The 19,744-nt window shown below is 37.8% G+C and carries 19 protein-coding genes; 5 read left to right on the top strand and 14 right to left on the bottom strand.

Features of this window, described 5'->3' with window-relative positions:
* Window positions 1-4: 4 nt before the first annotated feature.
* The 3 genes from pyc to O7776_RS03950 form a co-directional block, all read right to left on the bottom strand.
* Window positions 5-3,439: a pyruvate carboxylase gene (gene pyc / locus O7776_RS03960; RefSeq protein WP_274309343.1), complete on the bottom strand. Its 3,435-nt coding sequence runs from the start codon at window positions 3,437-3,439 to the stop codon at window positions 5-7.
* Between the two features lie 17 nt (window positions 3,440-3,456).
* Window positions 3,457-4,626: an FtsW/RodA/SpoVE family cell cycle protein gene (locus O7776_RS03955; protein ID WP_274309342.1), complete on the bottom strand. Its 1,170-nt coding sequence runs from the start codon at window positions 4,624-4,626 to the stop codon at window positions 3,457-3,459.
* Between the two features lie 217 nt (window positions 4,627-4,843).
* Complete coding sequence (locus O7776_RS03950; RefSeq protein WP_241367852.1) at window positions 4,844-5,125, bottom strand: Fpa/YlaN family protein; 282 nt, start codon at window positions 5,123-5,125, stop codon at window positions 4,844-4,846.
* 170 nt (window positions 5,126-5,295) lie between these two features.
* On the opposite strand from O7776_RS03950, the gene O7776_RS03945 reads away from it, so the two are divergent.
* Both O7776_RS03945 and O7776_RS03940 read left to right on the top strand, forming a co-directional pair.
* On the top strand, window positions 5,296-5,796 hold the full coding sequence (locus O7776_RS03945) for a peptidyl-prolyl cis-trans isomerase (protein WP_274309341.1): 501 nt from the start codon (window positions 5,296-5,298) through the stop codon (window positions 5,794-5,796).
* Window positions 5,797-5,807: 11 nt separating this feature from the next.
* The gene (locus tag O7776_RS03940) at window positions 5,808-6,011 is read left to right on the top strand and encodes a YlaI family protein (RefSeq protein WP_274309340.1); all 204 of its coding nucleotides are present in this window, start codon (window positions 5,808-5,810) and stop codon (window positions 6,009-6,011) included.
* 68 nt (window positions 6,012-6,079) lie between these two features.
* On the opposite strand, the gene O7776_RS03935 is transcribed toward O7776_RS03940, so the two are convergent.
* The 3 genes from O7776_RS03935 to typA all read right to left on the bottom strand — a co-directional run bounded on the left by O7776_RS03935 (window position 6,080) and on the right by typA (window position 9,122).
* On the bottom strand, window positions 6,080-6,718 hold the full coding sequence (locus O7776_RS03935) for a fucose permease (protein WP_274309339.1): 639 nt from the start codon (window positions 6,716-6,718) through the stop codon (window positions 6,080-6,082).
* A 130-nt stretch (window positions 6,719-6,848) separates the two neighbouring features.
* Window positions 6,849-7,244: a YlaH-like family protein gene (locus O7776_RS03930; protein WP_274309338.1), complete on the bottom strand. Its 396-nt coding sequence runs from the start codon at window positions 7,242-7,244 to the stop codon at window positions 6,849-6,851.
* A 27-nt stretch (window positions 7,245-7,271) separates the two neighbouring features.
* Window positions 7,272-9,122, bottom strand: a complete 1,851-nt coding sequence (gene typA, locus O7776_RS03925) for a translational GTPase TypA (protein WP_274309337.1) — start codon at window positions 9,120-9,122, stop codon at window positions 7,272-7,274.
* Window positions 9,123-9,252: 130 nt separating this feature from the next.
* On the opposite strand from typA, the gene O7776_RS03920 reads away from it, so the two are divergent.
* The gene (locus tag O7776_RS03920) at window positions 9,253-9,468 is read left to right on the top strand and encodes a DUF5325 family protein (RefSeq protein WP_274309336.1); all 216 of its coding nucleotides are present in this window, start codon (window positions 9,253-9,255) and stop codon (window positions 9,466-9,468) included.
* Window positions 9,469-9,531: 63 nt separating this feature from the next.
* On the opposite strand, the gene O7776_RS03915 is transcribed toward O7776_RS03920, so the two are convergent.
* Both O7776_RS03915 and O7776_RS03910 read right to left on the bottom strand, forming a co-directional pair.
* Window positions 9,532-10,326, bottom strand: coding sequence for an inositol monophosphatase family protein (locus O7776_RS03915; protein WP_274309335.1), 795 nt, complete (start codon window positions 10,324-10,326; stop codon window positions 9,532-9,534).
* Window positions 10,327-10,552: 226 nt separating this feature from the next.
* A complete protein-coding gene (locus tag O7776_RS03910) occupies window positions 10,553-10,750 on the bottom strand; it encodes a hypothetical protein (RefSeq protein ID WP_274309334.1) in 198 nt (65 codons plus the stop codon).
* A 192-nt stretch (window positions 10,751-10,942) separates the two neighbouring features.
* Here O7776_RS03910 and O7776_RS03905 point away from each other — a divergent pair, with 192 nt between their 5' ends.
* A complete protein-coding gene (locus O7776_RS03905; RefSeq protein ID WP_274309333.1) occupies window positions 10,943-11,572 on the top strand; it encodes a YktB family protein in 630 nt (209 codons plus the stop codon).
* A 104-nt stretch (window positions 11,573-11,676) separates the two neighbouring features.
* Here the strand turns inward: O7776_RS03905 and O7776_RS03900 are convergent, their stop codons facing one another.
* The gene (locus O7776_RS03900) at window positions 11,677-11,949 is read right to left on the bottom strand and encodes a UPF0223 family protein (protein WP_274309332.1); all 273 of its coding nucleotides are present in this window, start codon (window positions 11,947-11,949) and stop codon (window positions 11,677-11,679) included.
* 24 nt (window positions 11,950-11,973) lie between these two features.
* Window positions 11,974-12,933, bottom strand: a complete 960-nt coding sequence (locus O7776_RS03895) for an NAD(P)H-dependent flavin oxidoreductase (protein ID WP_274309331.1) — start codon at window positions 12,931-12,933, stop codon at window positions 11,974-11,976.
* A gap of 125 nt (window positions 12,934-13,058) precedes the next feature.
* Here O7776_RS03895 and O7776_RS03890 point away from each other — a divergent pair, with 125 nt between their 5' ends.
* The gene (locus tag O7776_RS03890) at window positions 13,059-14,528 is read left to right on the top strand and encodes an aminotransferase class I/II-fold pyridoxal phosphate-dependent enzyme (protein WP_274309330.1); all 1,470 of its coding nucleotides are present in this window, start codon (window positions 13,059-13,061) and stop codon (window positions 14,526-14,528) included.
* A gap of 227 nt (window positions 14,529-14,755) precedes the next feature.
* Here the strand turns inward: O7776_RS03890 and O7776_RS03885 are convergent, their stop codons facing one another.
* From O7776_RS03885 to O7776_RS03870, 4 genes are all read right to left on the bottom strand, one after another.
* A complete protein-coding gene (locus O7776_RS03885) occupies window positions 14,756-15,445 on the bottom strand; it encodes an LrgB family protein (RefSeq protein WP_274309329.1) in 690 nt (229 codons plus the stop codon).
* Complete coding sequence (locus O7776_RS03880) at window positions 15,408-15,821, bottom strand: CidA/LrgA family protein (protein WP_255731159.1); 414 nt, start codon at window positions 15,819-15,821, stop codon at window positions 15,408-15,410. Before O7776_RS03880 ends, O7776_RS03885 begins: the two co-directional genes overlap by 38 nt.
* 1,141 nt (window positions 15,822-16,962) lie before the next feature.
* Window positions 16,963-18,375: a dihydrolipoyl dehydrogenase gene (gene lpdA / locus O7776_RS03875; RefSeq protein ID WP_274309328.1), complete on the bottom strand. Its 1,413-nt coding sequence runs from the start codon at window positions 18,373-18,375 to the stop codon at window positions 16,963-16,965.
* 3 nt (window positions 18,376-18,378) lie between these two features.
* Window positions 18,379-19,734 carry a dihydrolipoamide acetyltransferase family protein gene (locus tag O7776_RS03870; protein WP_274309327.1) on the bottom strand — a complete coding sequence of 452 codons (1,356 nt, stop codon included), beginning with the start codon at window positions 19,732-19,734 and terminating at the stop codon, window positions 18,379-18,381.
* Window positions 19,735-19,744 lie beyond the last annotated feature (10 nt).

Below are 19,744 nucleotides of genomic sequence, written 5' to 3'. Positions count from 1 at the left end.
ATTTTTATTGTAATTCTATTAATAAATCGCCTGTTGAAATAGCATCGCCTGCTATCGCATAAACTTCTTTGACAATACCGTCTTTTGGTGCCTGGACAGTTGTTTCCATTTTCATCGATTCTGTTATTAATAAATGGTCGCCGCGCTTAACGCTACTTCCCTTGTTTACTACAACTTTTAGCACTGTCCCTGGCATTGTTGCACCAATTTGATTTGGGTTTGATGGATCTGCCTTTAATGCGATACTGCCATCTACTTCAACCGTTAAATCTTGAATAACGAGCTCGCGAGATTGACCGTTCATCTCAAAGTAAATAACACGTGTACCATCATGCTGCGGTTCACCAATTGACACTAGCTTAATAATCAGTGTTTTTCCTTTTTCGATTTCCACTTCTATTTCTTCACCCAACTTTAAGCCATATAAAAACGTTGGTGTATCAAGTACCGAAATATCACCGAACTGGTCAGACGCTTGTACATATTGTTCAAATACTTTTGGATATAATGCATACGCTAGAACATCTTTTTTCGTAGGTGTACGGCCCATCTTTTCTTCTAACTGTACCGATAACTTTTCAAAATCAACCGGTGCTAATAACTCTCCTGGACGTACTGTGATTGCTTCACGTTCTTTTAATACAACCGCTTGAAGCTCTTTTGGGAAGCCGCCATGTGGTTGCCCTAAATAACCTTGGAAAAACTCAATAACTGACTCTGGGAAGTCGATTGCTTGCCCACGTTCAATAACATTGTCTTCTGTTAAATCATTTTGTACCATGAACAATGCCATATCTCCTACAACTTTTGATGAAGGTGTTACTTTTACGATATCTCCAAACATCATGTTGACACGTGAATACATTGTTTTCACTTCATCCCAACGGTCTCCTAATCCTACTGCTTTTGCTTGCTGCTGTAAGTTACTGTACTGACCACCTGGCATTTCATGCACATATATTTCTGAATGTGGTGCATTCATCCCGCTTTCAAAGTCCACATAATATTTACGCACATCTTCCCAATAGTACGATAATTTTTCTAAGCTTTCGATGTCTGCACGTACATTGCGTTCGGAGCCTTTCATTGCATAATGCAATGAATTCGCACTTGGCTGTGATGTTAAGCCAGCCATTGAACCTAATGCTGTATCAATAATATCTACGCCAGCTTCAATTGCTTTTGCATATAAATAAATCCCATTGCCGCTCGTATCATGTGTATGCAAATGAATCGGTAAGTTTGTCGCGTCTTTTAGCTCGGAAATTAAGCGATATGCTGCTTGTGGTTTTAATAAGCCAGCCATATCTTTTATCGCTAAAATATGCGCCCCTGTAGCCTCTAATTCACGAGCCATATCTTTATAATATTGCACGGTATATTTTGCACGGCTGTCATCTAAAATATCACCTGTGTAACAAATCGCTGCTTCAGCAATTTTACCGGTATTGCGCACTTCGTCAATTGCTACTTCCATTCCCTTAATCCAGTTTAACGAGTCGAAAATACGGAATACATCAACGCCTGATGTAGCCGATTGCTGGATAAATTCACGGATTAAATTATCTGGGTAATTTGTGTAGCCTACTGCATTTGCACCACGTAACAGCATTTGGAATAACACATTCGGTACTTGCTCGCGTAATTTTTCAAGTCGAGCCCATGGATCTTCTTTCAAAAAGCGATACGCTACGTCAAATGTCGCACCGCCCCACATTTCTAGCGAGAAATAGTTATGCATTAGACGCGCTGTTTCATCTGCAATTTGGAACATATCCTGCGAACGAACACGCGTAGCAAGCAGTGATTGATGTGCATCACGGAATGTTGTATCCGTTAAAAGTACATCCTTCTGCTCTTTTACCCACTTGACTAATCCATCTGCACCTTGCAAATCTAAAATTTGTTTTGTTCCACTTAGTGGAGCTGTTAACAAATCGATTTTCGGCTTATCTGGCTGTACAAAAATTGGCTTTGTACGTTTTTCTACTCCTGGGAAGCCGTTTAATGTGACATTCCCAATATAATTTAATAGCTTTGTTCCACGGTCTTTTCGTTCTGGGAACTCAAACAATTCAGGTGTCGAATCAATAAAGCTCGTATCAAATGCACCTGTTAAAAACTTTTCGTGCAGCACAACATTACCTAAAAACGGAATATTCGTTTTCACACCGCGAATACGAAACTCACGTAAATTACGATCCATTTTTGCAGCGGCTTCAGCAAATGTCATGCCCCACGTTGAAATTTTCACGAGTAACGAGTCATAATACGGAGTTACTACTGCCCCTTGGAAACCATTTCCTGCATCTAAGCGTACACCAAAGCCCCCGCTTGAACGATACACCATTAATTTGCCTGTGTCTGGCATGAAATCATTTGCAGGATCTTCTGTTGTAACACGTGATTGAATTGCATAACCAAATAACGGAATTTTATCTTGTGCTGGAATACCCACTTCTTCAGAATGGATATTTGCCCCTTGTGCTACTTTAATTTGTGCATGAACAATATCGATTCCTGTAATCATTTCTGTAATTGTGTGCTCAACTTGAATGCGCGGATTTACCTCAATGAAATAAAAATCATCGCCTGCTACTAAAAATTCTACCGTACCAGCATTAATATAACCTACATTTTTCATTAACTTAACGGCTGCATCACAAATACGATTTCGTAAATCATCTGAAATTGAATTAGACGGAGCGATTTCAACTACTTTTTGATGACGGCGTTGAATCGAGCAATCACGCTCATATAAATGAACAATATTGTCATGCGTATCGCCAATAATTTGGACTTCGATATGTTTTGGCTTAATAATTGCCTTTTCTACATACACTTCATCCGAGCCAAATGCCGCTTTTGCTTCAGACTTTGCACGGTCATAAGCCTCTTGAACATCCTCAGCTGAATGGACAAGACGCATGCCTCGACCACCACCACCTAGTGCCGCTTTAATCATAATTGGATAGCTATGTGTGGCACCAAAAGATTGCACTTCTTCTAAGCTTGCTACTGGACCATCTGTACCTGGAATCACAGGAATTCCCGCTGCAATCGCTTGTTCACGAGCTTTTACTTTATCTCCAAACATATCTAAATGACGTGAAGTCGGTCCGATAAATTGAATGCCTTCTTCTTCACAACGACGTGCAAAATGTACGTTTTCTGCTAAAAATCCGTAACCTGGATGTATCGCATCAACATTTGCCTCTTTCGCAATTTTAATGATACCCTCGATATCTAAATATGCATCAATCGGCTTTTTACCAGCCCCAATAATGTACGCCTCATCTGCTTTATAACGGTGATACGAACCGCTATCCTCACGAGAATAAATTGCTACTGTATTAATGTGCAATTCGTTACATGCTCGTAAAATACGAATGGCAATTTCCCCTCGGTTTGCTACTAATATCTTTTTAATTGCTCTCATTTCTCCTCAACCCCTCATTACTTTCTTTTTTCTAGTTTGTAATGTGTAGAAACATTGATTAAAATCCCCATTGCTACAGATAGCAATAATATAGAAGTACCGCCATAACTAATAAAAGGAAGCGTTACTCCGGTTAACGGGATAAGTCCCGATAAACCACCTAAGTTAATAAAGGTTTGTATACCAATCCAAGTTGAAATGCCCGCTGCGAGCATACGTGCTAACGGGTCTTTTGTTTTCATTGCAACGTATAAACCGCGCATTACAATAAAACCTAAACCAAAAATAACAATGGAAACACCAACAACCCCAAGTTCCTCTGCAATGATCGCCATAATAAAATCGGTTTGTGGCTCTGGTACGTAGCCGAGCTTCTGAATCGATTGCCCTAACCCACGACCTTCAAGACCCCCTGCTCCGATTGCATAATAACCATTTATTACATGATAACCTGTGTCGAGTGGATCACTAAATGGATCTAAATATGACGTAATACGACCACGACGACTTGAGTTAAACACGGTGTCCCATTTAAAAATTAAAATACCAATAGCACCAATAGCTCCTAGTGCAAATAATAAACTGAAAATTTTTCTCAGTGTTTTTCCCTTAACTCCACTTGCCATAACAACCGACAAAGCAATACAAACAATTATGCCAAGTGCCCCTAAATCGGTTTCAAATCCTACAACAAGCACGATAAATAACCATATTCCTAATGGAGGGGTAATATCTTCAAATGATAAGAGCTGCATCGAACCTTTATGAATACTTTTACGATAAAAGGTACCCGCAAAATAGATAATAATAAAGAGTTTAGCAAATTCTGAAGGCTGGAAATTCATGATGCCAATATCAATCCAACTTCTCGCACCATTTACTTCTTTACCTACTAATATTAAAGCCACTTCAAGGAAAAACATAATTGCAAATAATATCCCTAATATCTTTTTATCTGCAAATCTTTTATAAGGAAATACGACCGCAACTAAAAACAAACAAAACGCCATACAAATATTTAATAATTGGCGCTTGTAATAATGATCTGGATCTTCCTCGAAATGGACTATAGATACCCAAATACTTGCACTATAAATCATTACAAGCCCAAAGAGCATGAGTGAAATATATACAAATAGTAGCCCATAATCAAAATTACGGAAATAATTTTTAAAATACTGCTTCATTTTTTCAAAACCTCATTTTGAACAACAACGCTAAAGCGGCCGACATAACTGTAAACGCTCCATCTCTTTTGCATGATACACTTTTTGAAACAAAAAATTGGCACGGTTACCTAGTCATAAGACAGCTTTATGTTCAAATTTTCTTTATGTAAAATTTATACTTTCTTAATTCTTTGAAAAAAAAACTCAAAGCGCGTAAAAGCGTTTGAGTTTTCTTTTATTTGTCTGTATACGCATCATGTAATAAAGAAAGCTTTTTTTCTAAAGAGTCTAGAATTTGCTTTCCTTGTTCACGTTCAATTAAACCGAGCTTCGTTGCAAACTCGATTTCACGCGACAATCCAAACATTTGTGTATCTAATACTTCTTCATATAATGGACAAGATGGCATTGTCAAATTATCCATTTGAACGTGAATTAATTGAGCGATTTTTGCTGCATCTACAGTTAGTTGCTCTAATGCTCTTTCCTGAAAGGAAGCTTGTGCTTTCGTATCCATGAGGACGCCCCCATCTATGATATTTCTTCGATTCTATCTTAATAAAGTGTATCTTTTTACTTCAAAAATTGCAAGCTTCTTTGTATGATTTAGCACCAATTCAATTATATTTCTTTCTAGGTCAGAAAACGTTATAATAATGTAGGAAAATAGTTAAGGGGGACTTACAAATGGTCGAAACAATCATTCCAGTTAAAGGTGCAGTCAAATTTCAATTGACACTTGATCCAACTGTATGGATTTTCGATGATCGTAAGCTTGATCTGAATACTTATTTCGTAACAGAAAAAGCTGAAGAAGATAACGAAAAATACTTACGCGATATGGGTGCACACTGGTCACGTGAAATTATGGAAGGTGCGGTATTTCCACCAACATTAAAAACGGAACGAAAATTTGACCGTAAAGGTATGTTGACTGGTACATTCGGTATGGAAATTAAACCATTCTTTAACAATGCTGAAATCCAAACAGATGCAAAAGAAGTTGTTTTCGAATGTGTAAACAATGAAGAGCATACGTTTTCAATCGAAGAAGCACAAAACTTTATTTTCAAATTTAGCCAAGATGGCAAACCTTTACTAGAAGATGGTCCTGTGCATGTTTTATTTGCGGACGGTTCAAATGTAGATAATCCAATTAAATTTGTTCGCGCGATACGTATTCAATAGGAGGTATCACTATGCGTGTAAAATGTGTCATTTGCGATACAATACATGAATTACCTAATGATTTACCTTTAGCAAAAAAACTACGAAATCGTCCGATTCATACGTTTATGTGTGACGAATGCAACGTCCGCGTTACTAATAACACACACAAACGAATTGAAACAGGAAAATTCCAATTCTTTAGAACATCATCCAAATTTGATGAAGAATTTTAAAAGGCGATGAGCCCTCAATTGTTGAGAGCTCACCGCCTTTTTATTTCAATTAATTATGCCGAAGCATATTAATAATTAAACGTCTGCTTATGGAATTTAAAATCAATGAAACTTTCTGCATTGATTTTGCTAAGTTGGAAGAACTGCCCTACTTCGGTTTTTACCCCTTCGAATATAGGCTCTTCGTCAACCACATACGCTTCGATTAATACAGGAATTTCACCAAATTGTGCTTTTAAGGTATTGGCGATTTGCTGTGCTGTTTCTTCTGAAATATCTTCTTCTACCAAAATATGCACTGTTGCATTTTCTACGTTTGCTTCATCTAATGTAATATCTTGTTGTAAACCGTTTTGAAATACATTTGACATCACTAGGTTTTCTTCTCCAACAATTGGCTGTAACAGTTCATTTACTTTTGTATTAACGTTTTCAGCATAATATTCACCAATATATTCGCCGTCATTTACATCAAAATCATAAACTATTTTTGTTTTTTCTGATTGTACCGTTACTTCAAATTTTTTAGTAAACGCACCCGCTGTTGATTTTGTTACAACAAATTGATCGTTGTAAATTTCACTTAATTCTGCTGCAGCATTATCTTCATTTTTCGCCGATAATACAGCAGGCACGAAAATAATACATGAAATAATGACTAGCGCTAAAAAAACACTAATGATTACTTGTTTTTTTGTAAATTTCATAATCCTCTACTCCATTTTATTTATTTTCCAATAACAAATTATACTGCTACATTGTAAACATACGCAAACAAACACCCTTACATCAAAAAAGAGGCAGAAAAACAAAATTTGTTTTTCCACCCCTTAAAAATTATGCTTGCTTTGCTTCTCCACGTTTTTCGCGCCATAAGCGTGATTTATAAACGATTAAAATTAAAGCCGAAATAATTAACCCTTCGATCATCGGTAAATATAATGCTAAAAACGTTAGAACAATACATCCTACAAATAGAAATGTATAAATTATTATATTTCTGCCGATGGATAATTTTTTTGCAAAACCTAGTTTGTAGACAAGAGCCGATAAAAGGAATACGAGAACGAATGTTACATAGCCTGCTATTTCGAAGCTTGGTAAATTTCCGTATAAATATCTTGTAATTCCTGACATACGATTAAATGCATAATCATTTTCAATTGTAGATACAGTTGCTAGTAATACTAAATTTAAATAGCTAGATAACACAGCCATCATATTCAACATCATTCAACCTTTCCCTATTAACGCCAATTGTTATGCTTCTAATTCAGCGTTCTTTTTCTTTTTCGCTACGCGCTCACGTTCACCTTTATCAAGAATTTGTTTACGTAAACGGATTGATTCTGGTGTTACTTCTAAATACTCGTCATCACTTAAATATTCTAATGCTTCTTCAAGTGAAAGAATACGAGGTTTTTTAATAACATTCGTTTGGTCTTTGTTTGCTGAACGAATATTTGTTTTTTGTTTTTGTTTTGTAATGTTTACAGTGATGTCATTGTCACGTGTATTTTCACCAACGATCATCCCTTCATAAACTTCCGTACCTGGCTCCACGAATAATGTACCACGGTCTTCAACACCCATCATACCGTAAGTTGTTGCTTTACCGTTTTCCATTGATACTAATACACCTTGGTGACGTCCGCCTACTTTACCAGGAACTACTGGTGCGTAGTGATCGAATGTATGGTTCATCATACCAAAACCTTTAGTTAATGACATGAATTCTGTTGTGTAACCGATTAAACCACGTGCTGGTACGTTGAAAATTAAACGAACTTGTCCTGAGCCGTTGTTAATCATGTCTAACATTTCACCTTTACGCATACCGATAGATTCAATAATTGAACCAACATTTTCTTCAGGAATGTCGATTTGTACGCGCTCGATTGGCTCTGATTTCACACCATCGATGTTTTTAATAATTACTTGTGGCTTTGATACTTGTAGCTCAAAACCTTCACGACGCATGTTTTCGATTAAGATCGATAAATGAAGCTCACCACGACCTGAAACTGTCCAAGCATCTGGAGAGTCTGTATCTTCAACACGTAAAGATACATCTGTTTGTAATTGTGAACGTAGGCGTTCTTCAATTTTAGAAGAAGTTACCCATTTTCCTTCGCGACCTGCAAAAGGAGAGTTGTTTACTAAGAATGTCATTTGTAACGTTGGCTCATCGATACGTAATGGTGTTAACGCTTCTTGATGATCTACTGGACAAACTGTTTCACCAACGTTGATGTCTTCCATACCTGAAACGGCAATTAAGTCACCAGCTTTAGCTGTTTGTACTTCTTCACGCTTTAGGCCGAAGAAACCAAAGATTTTTGTTACACGGAAGTTTTTCACTGTACCGTCAAGTTTCATTAATGAAACTTGTTGACCTACAGAAATTTCTCCACGGAATACACGACCGATACCGATACGACCTACGAAGTCATTATAGTCAAGTAATGAAACTTGGAATTGTAATGGCTCGTCTGAATTATCAACTGGCGCTGGAATAGCTTCGATAATTTTTTCGAATAAGCATGTTAATGTCTCTTCTTGTGATGCTGGGTCTGGATCTAATGATGCCGTACCGTTTACACCTGAAGCATATACTACTGGGAAGTCTAATTGGTCATCATCTGCACCTAACTCGATGAATAATTCTAATACTTCGTCTACAACTTCTAATGGACGAGCAGAAGGTTTGTCAATTTTGTTAACTACAACGATTGGCGTAATTTTTTGTTCTAACGCCTTTTTTAATACAAAGCGTGTTTGTGGCATACAACCCTCATACGCATCGACAACTAAACAAACGCCATCTACCATTTTTAAGATACGTTCTACTTCTCCACCGAAGTCTGCGTGTCCAGGCGTATCAAGGATGTTGATACGTGTACCATTATAGTTTACTGCTGTATTTTTAGCTAAAATCGTAATTCCGCGCTCACGCTCGATGTCGCCTGAGTCCATTGCACGTTCTTCAACGCGCTCATTTGTACGGAAAGTACCTGATTGTTTTAATAATTCATCTACTAACGTTGTTTTACCATGGTCAACGTGAGCAATAATTGCGATATTACGTATATCTTGACGTAAATTTGTCATTATTCCACTCCATATTCTTTTTTCAATTGTTTAACTGTGATATTATAGCACAAGAAAGATTAAATGTCTTTTTAGAAAAATTCATGTTCATTTTTGTCACATAAATGATTGAAAGTTGGAGGTATAGATGATGAATAAAGCAAAATTCGTTATGTTTATTTATGCGCTAGCTGCTATCTTATCGATGGTTAGCATTGGTTTTGCATTTTCACTTATTTTCATGACTGGCGATAAATACGAAACAATCGGTTGGATTACTGTTGTACTTGGTGTTGTTCTGATGTGCGCAATTTTCGGCATGGCGTTCATACAAAAACGCAAATTCCGCGACAAAGGCTTGTTATAATCGTTTTTTCGCTATTATGTACAAAGGGGCTGTCCTTGAATCACTTCTCGGACAACCCCTTTTCTATTTTTTTTCTTCAATATATTTTTCTAAAATTAATTGATGAATTGCTGGGTTAGCAATTAAAAACGTGTCTTGCGTTAAAAAGTCAAAGACCTCTCCATTAAAGTTCGTTGCGACGGCCCCTACCTCTTTGGCAATGACAACACCACCACCAATATCCCAAGGTGCCAAACGCATCGAAATATACGCATCTAGCTTACCACTTATTACAAACGCAATCTCCATCGCGGCAGAACCATATGAACGTGTTCCGCGAACAGTACGCACAAGTTCAATGATTTTATCATGGTTAATCCGCTTATTTGGCGTTACCCAATTGGCATTGATACCGATTACTGCCTCTTCAATTTTAAGTGGCTGTAATTTGCGTAGCGGTGAATTATTATACCAAGCCCCAACCCCTGAAATCGCATTAAATAAATCCTCACGCATCACATCAAATATGTACCCTAATTTTCCAACCCCATCAACGTAAATACCAATCGAAATCATAAAGTGGCGATGCTGCTTTACGAAGTTCATCGTGCCATCAATCGGATCAATAATCCATACAACCCCTTCTAAGCTCTCCACCTTTTCGCCCATACCTTCTTCACCTAAAATACGGTGTGTCGGATTAAACTCTTTAATTTTCTCGATAAAGAATAATTCTGTTTCACGGTCAATATTCGTCACTAAATCGTTGGCATTTGATTTTGTTTCAATTTCGATGTCATAAGAAAAGGCATCACGTATTCTTTGGCCTGCTTTAAAAATTATTTCTTTTGCAAATTCATCCACTTGTTTGATATCCATATTAGCATCCACCTTCCAACTACGAAACGTATTGTTTTTACCTTGAGAAAAACGCATTTCGCGCAAAATGACGTAATTAAAGATTTTTCCTATGTGGTTTTCATAAATAAATTCAAAGTTACCTGTCCACTAAAAAATCCTGTCCTTTAAATAGTTTTATTATAACAAAAAATCACTTGCAATCTTAAATCTGCAAGTGATTTTTTATTTTGGATACGTTTTTTTTCTAAGCATATACATGTAGACCTTTTAGTTCCTCTTGGATTTCAGTTAAACGTTTTTTTGATTTGTCGATTTCAGATTGGTCATTATCAGTCATGGCTGTAAATAATGTCGCTAATTCATAATCCATTTCAAGCATTAAAATTTCTTCATATTGCTTTTCAATGTCTACTTTGCGTATAATTTTAATCATCTGTTTCATAATAATCACTTCCTCGTCTTTAGTATAAAACATTTACCACTAAGCGAATTCACCGTTTCGGATAACACCTCCAGTCATTTAAGACTACTGTCGTTACGCGAAGTTAATTCGTATGGTAAAAAGTTTCTATTAACTGATTTTTTCCCAAAAAACTAAAAAATTAAACATTTATTCGAAAGGAATATAAAAAATATGAGTATTGTTAATTGGTCTAACGAGGACTTTCAAGTATTCCAAATTGAAGGTTTAGACGAGCGTATGGAAGCATTAACTTCTATCGTTCGCCCTAAATTTCACGAGCTTGGCGAGACTTTTTCTAGTTATTTCAGCGCACAAACAGGCGATGAATTTTTCGCCCACGTTGCAAAGCATGCACGTCGTACAGTTAACCCGCCAAAAGATTCTTGGGTAGCATTTGCCCCGTATAAACGCGGTTACAAATCATTACCTCACTTTCAAATTGGACTTTGGGGCACACATTTATTTATCGTTGTTGCTGTAATTTATGAAGCACCACATAAACAAGAGATGGCTGAACGCCTACTTCAAAACATCAATTCTGTGAAAAATTTAAGCGATGATTATGTCATTTCAGGCGATCATATGCAACCAGCTGCTATCTCGCTGAAAGAAGCACGTGATACGCAATTAGAAAAAATGATTGTTCGCCTACGTGATGTAAAAAAGGGCGAATTTTTAGTAGGTCGTCATATTCCTGCCGAAGATGCAGTAAATATGTCAGCAAAAAGCTTTTTACATTTAGCTGAGCAAACTTTCGATGAGTTAATGCCCATCTATAACATCATTATTGGTAAGAAGTAAACCATTTATTATTACTATGCACAAAAGGTTGGCAAACATTCCTGTCAATTTGAAAAATGTTAAAAAAAGAGCTGTTAACGATATTCGTTTTCAGCTCTTTCACATTATTTCATTTTTACAATTTGGCCATCCGCTAATTCTTTTGCAAGCTTCACAACACGATATGCTACATATTTACTTGCGTCCTCAAAGTCACGGCATATTGTTTTTTCTTCCGCCTGTGATGGTACGATTTCTTTAAATCGTTTGTAACGTGTCATGACTAATTCACGCTTTACGCCTTTTTCGTAAGCCATTTCGACTACTTCAAAAAATTGTACAACATCAACCATTTCTTGTGTTGTCCAATCTGTATTAAGTGGATATGAATATTCCATTTGTTGTTACCTACCTTTACGTAATTACTGTCCCCATTTTATACGGAATGCTTCCGCTTGTACAACCATACGCTGAATTAACTGTTCGACGCTCGGAATATCATGAATCATACCTGTTACTTGCCCTGCCCAACCAAAACCTTGTTCTTCATTGCCCTCATATATAAATTTTTTATTCGCTTCACCACTAATATAAGACTTTAATGCTTCATATGTTGGTGTTTGTTGTTCAATCGCTAATATATGATCTGTAAAATCATTGCGAATCACACGAGCCGGTGCGCCAATTGAACGTTTTATAACGATTGTATTTGTTTCATCACTGTCCATTAATGCTTGTTTATAACGTTGCGATGCATGAATACATTCTTTCGTAGCGATAAAGCGCGTACCCATTTCTATTCCCTCTGCTCCTAGGGCGTGCGCAGCCATCCAACCACGGCCATCTCCAATACCACCCGAAGCAATGACTGGAATAGATACACTATCTACAACTTGCGGCACTAAAACCATCGTACCAACGTCATCTCTCCCCAAATGCCCTCCACCTTCTTGTCCTACAACCATAACCGCATCAGCTCCTAATTGTTCAGCCTTTTGCGCTTGTCGCTTCGCCGCAACAAGCACAAGCTTTTTACAACGTGAAGTTTTTAAAATATCAAAAATTGCCGATGGATTGCCTCCTGTTATTGTTACTACTGGAACATCCATTTCTGCAGCAACTTCGACCATTTTTTCGTAGCCAGTCCCATGCATTCCAATAGCAAAGTTCACACCAAAGGGCTTGTCTGTAAGCCCGCGAACCTTTCCTATTTCTTCCTTTAAAGCTTTCGGATTCGGTAAACTCATTGCCGTTATTTGCCCTAGGCCGCCAGCATTTGAAACTGCCGCAGCAAGTTCAGAATACGCTAAATAGGCCAATCCCCCTTGAATAATTGGATAATCAATTTGCAATAAATCTGACACACGCGTTTGCCATTTCATATACATTCCCCCAGTTAATAAATAAATTACTTATAATTATTATAAATTTTTATAGTCAGCAACACTAGAAGGTGCTATAATTCATTTGTTTTTAAAAATTACATTATTGTGAGGTGGTACCTGCGTTGTCACAATTAGAGACTCCATTGTTTGATGCCCTTTTAAAGCATCGCAACAGACATCCTATTCAGTTCCATATTCCAGGTCATAAAAAAGGCCAAGGTATGGATCCAGCTTACCGAGAATTCGTAGGCGACAACGTTTTATCAATTGATCTAATTAATATTGCTCCACTAGACGATTTACATGCTCCAAAAGGCGTTATTCAACAAGCGCAAGAACTTGCCGCTGAAGCCTTTGGTGCTGACCATACATTCTTTTCCGTACAAGGTACTAGTGGCGCCATTATGACTATGATTCTGACCGTCGTCGGTCCAGGCGATAAAATAATAGTACCGCGGAATGTACATAAATCGATAATGTCAGCTATTGTTTTTGCGGGCGCTATTCCGATTTTTATTCATCCAGAGGTAGATACAGAACTTGGCATCTCTCACGGTATTTCTCCTGAATCCGTAGAACGTGCCTTAACGACCTATCCAGATGTAAAAGCTGTTCTAGTCATTAACCCAACTTACTTCGGCTTTGTCGCTGATTTAAAACGTATTGTTGATATTGTACATGGACACAACATTCCTGTTATTGTTGACGAGGCACATGGTGTTCATATTAAATTCCATGATGAATTACCACTATCTGCAATGCAAGTTGGTGCAGATATGGCTGCAACTAGCGTTCACAAACTCGGTGGCTCTATGACCGGCAGCTCTGTTTTAAATGTTAAAGAAGGGCTTGTTTCAGTAAAACGTGCACAATCTGTATTTTCAATGCTAACAACGACTTCTACCTCCTATCCATTACTCGCTTCCCTTGACACAGCACGTCGTCAACTTGCAGTAAATGGCTATGATTTACTAGATGAGGCGATTCGATTAGCCAAGGATGCACGAAAACGTATTAACACAATCCCACACATACATTGTGTAGGTCGTGAAAAATTAGGTACATCGGCAACATTTGATATGGACCCTTTAAAACTTTTAATAAGCGTAAAGGATTTAGGGATTACCGGACATATAGCTGAAGAATGGTTACGTCAAAACGCCAATTTAGAAGTAGAATTGTCGGATCTTTATAATATCTTATGTTTAATAACAATTGGCGATACGAAAAAGGAAATTAACTTGCTTGTTAATGCGCTTTCTCGTATGTCACAAGCATTTGATTCAGAAGCTACCATTACTGAAACAAATGTCAAAATCCCTGAAATTCCAGCACTTGCTATGACACCACGTGATGCCTTCTATGCACAAACCGAAAGCATTCCATTAGCTCAGGCAGATGGTTATATTTGCGCTGAATTTATCATGGTTTATCCTCCGGGTATCCCGTTATTCATTCCCGGGGAAATAATTACGCAGAGTACTATCGACTTCATTCAAATGAATATTGAAGCAGGACTTCCCGTGCAAGGCCCTGAAGATAGCACATTACAAAATATCCGCGTTATTAAAGAACGAAAAGCGATTTTTTAGGGCAAAAGCACCAAAATATTTGTACAACTCCAACAAACATGTGGGCCTGACTCAAAAGTAAACGCTCCACCACTTTTGAAGGAAAGACCACATGTCCAAGAAGTTAGCGCTTTAGCTTGGACATAAAGCTAATCTTTGCAAAAGTTATCCGCATTATGTATTCTAATAATTAATTTTCAAAATAAAGGGGACTTCCTAGAAGTAATTCTGGGATGTCCCCTTTTTCCTTAAAATAAGTACATTGCGAGTATCGGAATAAAAAATGCCCCGGTAACTGCACTCAAACCCATTGATAACGACCCTATTGATAAATCCTCATCGCTATATTCTTTTAATCTTGTTAGGCCCACACCATGCGAGGCACTTCCCATCGCTACACCACGACTAATAGCAGTATCTATTTTACATACTTTAAATACAGTTGCCCCTAGCATAGCTCCAGTAAAACCAGCCACCATTACTAATACGGCAGTTAGCGGTGCAATTCCTCCAATTTCCTCACTCACCTGCATAGCTACAGGTGTTGTTAGTGATTTCGGAAGAGAAGTTAATAAAAATGTATGACTCGCACCAAATAATATCAGTAGCATAGCAACACTAATGAGCCCTGCTATCATTGCCACAACAATACTGATAATAATTGAATACTTGTACTTAAAAATCAATTCGCGTTGATTATATAAAGGAAACGCAAGCGCAACAACGGCGGGTCCAAGCATTTTTGAAATCCATTGACCGCCTTCCATATACGTTTCATATGGAATATTAAATACTAAAAGCACAATAGCCGTAAGAAACGTTGCTGTTAGAATCGGTAGCAAAAATGGGTGCCCTACTTTTAAATATAGCTTATTCAGTAGCACAAAGATCAATACTGTACTACTTATGATGAACAGGATTAGTAGTAACTGTTGCAACAGACTTGTCCTCCTTTTTTTGCAGCTCTTTCTTTTCAATAAACTGACTTACTTTTCCCGTAATCGCTAATGAAACTAGCGTACTAATAATTACCGCTAAAATTAGCAGTCCACCTGAAACCGTTAGCAATTCGGGATATTTAATTACCGCAACTGTCGAAGGTATAAAAAATAATGTTAAATAAGCAAGTAAAATACTAGCTCCCTTTTGTATGTATTTCACATTTAATACTTTAAAGAATAGCGCCAACCATAATAGCACTAAGCCGATAATACTACCTGGAATAATAATCCCAGTAAAATCGACAATCGCTTGACCAAATAAGTAAAACACAGTGATAATACCAATTTGAGCAATCGTACGCACAATATTCATAACTATTCCCCCTTATACAGTCCCATTTTACGCCCATTCAAATTATGTGTCTATTTCATTTTTAGATAATAACTAACGAAATTCTTGATTTATCGACTTTATTTCATGTTTAAGTTCTTCATCAATACATGGGTTGGTTGGATTCATTTAAATCGTTCCTGCATGACTGTAGCGGGCAATTACATAGTTCTCTTGGAATAGTAGAACGGAACTTAATAAAAACAACCATTGTGAAATAAAATAGTTCCAAATTCACGATGAGTATTTTTCAATACAAAATTTAGAATTAAGGACACTCAATATAATTCGTTCTGCTACGCTACGGGGCATGCTTTCCTGGGGGCGTGGCTTCAACTAACTATATGGTTGCCACTACGGCGGCAACCATATAGTGGATTTTCCGCGCACGCTTTATCCCCAAGGAGTCCGCCCCTTCACTTCGCGGCACTCTACTATAAAAATAAAGTTGGTTTTTATTACAAAGCAAATAAATGAAGTGTGCTTAATTAAGCTTGGTTATTGAAATAGAGTTTACTTTCATCTAAAAGTGATTTAATTTTGAGGCATTCAAAATAGCTAATTTTTATTTACAGATCCAACTTTTATTCAAAGCTACAACATTGTAAACAGGGATATATTTTATTTATCCCCGCCGCCTCGCAATAGCGCAAGCGGCAGCATTAGACTCTTTTAACTAAATTTAAAGACAACATTTTAGTTTGGCGGGCTTTGCATACGGCATTAAAGACAGTAGTAAAGGGAAATTCTAAAACATTTTTTAGAATTTCTCTTTGCGCCGAGGATAGTAAAATCGCGATTTTACTACCCGCAGAAGCAAGAATGCTCCTGTCACTTCGTTTTCGTCGCAAAAAGAATTCTTGCTCCTGTCGCTACGCTTTCGTCGCAGTATTTAAAGTCAGCCATACGGTGCTGACTTTAAATATGCTGTCATGCCGGAGCCCTCCAAAAATAAGTAACACTGTACTTAATCTATTTTTTGAAAGTAAATTTTTTCATCATCAATTCCAAATTAATTTGGGCACCATTCACTTATAGTAACGAACCAACTACTGAACAATTATTTGGACAAAAAAGACTACGCAGTACAAAATTTGTACTACGCAGCCTGGAAAATTATCTATTATTTAGATACGATGTGGATTGGGTTGCCTAATAATACTTCTGCAGCTTCCATCGTAATTTCACCTAAAGTTGGGTGAGCATGGATAGTTAATGCGATATCTTCTGCAGTCATACCCGCTTCAATCGCAGTAGCCATTTCAGCAATCATGTCAGATGCACCAACACCAACGATTTGAGCACCGATTAATAAACCGTCTTCTTTACGAGCTACTAATTTAACGAAACCGTCAGTAGCGTTAAGCGCTAATGCACGACCGTTTGCAGCGAATGGGAATTTGGCAGCTTTCACTTCAAGACCTTCTTCTTTCGCTTGCTCTTCAGAGTAACCTACAGTAGCCATTTCTGGATCTGTGAAGCATACTGCTGGAATAGCTAAGTAATCAACTACTGAATGTTCACCAGCGATTGCTTCTGCAGCCACTTTACCTTCATAAGAAGCTTTGTGCGCAAGTTGTGGACCAGCAACGATGTCCCCGATTGCATAGATGTTTGGTACAGAAGTACGACCTTGTTTATCAACTTTTAATAAACCACGATCAGCAAATTCGATACCGATTTCTTGTAAACCGATTTCGTCTGTATTTGGACGACGACCTACAGTTACTAATACGTAATCTGCTTCAACCGTTTTTTCTTCGCCACCAGCTTCATAAGTAACGATCACGCCATTTTCGTTTTCTTCAACGCCTTTAGCAGATGCGCCTACTACTACTTCAACGCCTTTCTTTTTAAGACCTTTTTTAACGATTTGCGTCATTTGTTTTTCGAAACCAGCTAAGATGTCTTTACCGCCTTCGATAATTGTTACTTGAGAACCTAAGTTAGCGTAAGCAGAACCTAGCTCAGTACCGATGTAACCGCCACCGATTACAACTAATTTACCTGGTACTTCAGGGAATGATAAAGCACCTGTAGAAGATACTACACGCTTAGTGAATTTGAATGTTGGGATTTCGATTGGACGAGATCCAGTTGCTAAAATAGCGTTTTTGAATGTGTAAGTTTGGGCTTTATCGCCATCAATTACACGTACAGTGTTTCCATCAACAAAGTATGCTTCACCTTTTAAGATGTCTACTTTATTTCCTTTTAATAAACCTTCAACGCCGCCTACTAATTTTTTAACAACGCCGTCTTTGAATGCTTGTGCTTTTGACCAGTCTAATTTAACTTCTGATGCAACAACACCCATGTCGTCAGAGTGTTGAGCGTGCTCAAAACGGTGACCTACAGAAATTAAAGCTTTAGATGGGATACAGCCAACGTTTAAGCAAACGCCACCTAATGCTCCACGCTCTACGATTGTAACTTTTTGACCTGTTTGTGCTGCGCGAATTGCTGCTACATAACCACCAGGGCCTGAACCTACTACAAGAGTATCAAGTTCGATTGGGAAATCTCCTACTACCATTTTTTACGCCTCCATTAATAAAAGTTGCGGCTCACTTAATAAACGTTTTAAATGATTTAAAGCGTTTTGTGCAGTCGCTCCATCGATCATGCGATGATCAAAGCTCAATGATAATGCTAACACATGTGCGGCTACAATTTCACCATTTTTTATTACTGGTTTCTCTGAAATTCGCCCAATTCCTAAAATTGCTACTTCAGGGTGATTAATCACAGGCGTAAACCATTGTCCACCTGCTGAACCGATGTTTGTAATCGACATTGACGCACCTTTCATTTCGTGCGGTGCTAGCTTACCATCACGCGCCTTTACAGCAAGCTCATTAATTTCCGCTGATAAGCCAAATACCGATTTGCGATCAGCATGTTTAATTACTGGAACCAATAAGCCTTTTTCTGTATCAGCAGCGATACCAATATTATAATAATGTTTTTGAATAATTTCTTGTGTAGCGTCATCTAACGAACGGTTGAATTCAGGGAATTTACGTAATGTCGAGATTAAAGCCTTCACAACATACGGTAAATACGTTAATTTAACACCTTGCTCTGCTGCGATATCTTTGAATTGTTTACGGTGTGCAACTAATTCTGTTACATCTACCTCATCCATTAACGTCACATGTGGTGCTGTATGTTTAGAATGTACCATCGCTTTAGCAATCGCCTTACGGATACCGCTCATTTTTTCACGTGTTTCTGGGAATTCCCCTTCAAGAGTAACCGGTGCAGCTGATGTTGCTGCTGGTGTAGCTTCAACTGATGTTTCTTGTTGTGTTGCTTGTTCTACTTGTATTTGAGCACCACCATTTAAGAAGCTCTCGATATCCTCTTTCACAATACGTCCATTTTTACCTGAACCTGTTACTTGTGCGATGTCTACACCTTTTTCACGTGCGTATTTACGAACAGATGGCATTGCGATAATACGTTTATTTGAAGATACATCCTCTACTTGTTTAGGAGCCGGCGTTTCTTCTTTTGGTGCTTGCGCTTTGTCCGATACTTCTTCTTTTTTCACATTTTGACCAGCCTCGGCAGTTGCTTGTACTTGTGCTTCTGTTTTCGCTGCTTCGTTTGCGTCATGGTGTTCGTCACCTTTAAGTTTTAAGTCTTCGTAGCCAGGTGCGTCAAATCGAATTAATGCATCACCTACAACTGCAACTGTACCTTCTTCTACAAAAATTTCTTCAACTGTACCGTCTACTGGTGAAGGAATTTCAACGACTGCTTTGTCATTTTGTACTTCTGCTAAAATATCATCTTCTTTAACTTGATCGCCAGGTTTCACAAACCACTTAACGATTTCGCCTTCATGAATACCTTCTCCAATATCTGGTAAACGGAACGTAAATGCCATTTCTCTCACC

Origin of the sequence: Solibacillus daqui, from assembly GCF_028747805.1 — a bacterium.
GTDB lineage: Bacteria > Bacillota > Bacilli > Bacillales_A > Planococcaceae > Solibacillus > Solibacillus daqui.
The sequence above is the reverse complement of the archived record's forward strand: the minus strand, read 5'-3'. Positions and strand labels throughout refer to the sequence as shown.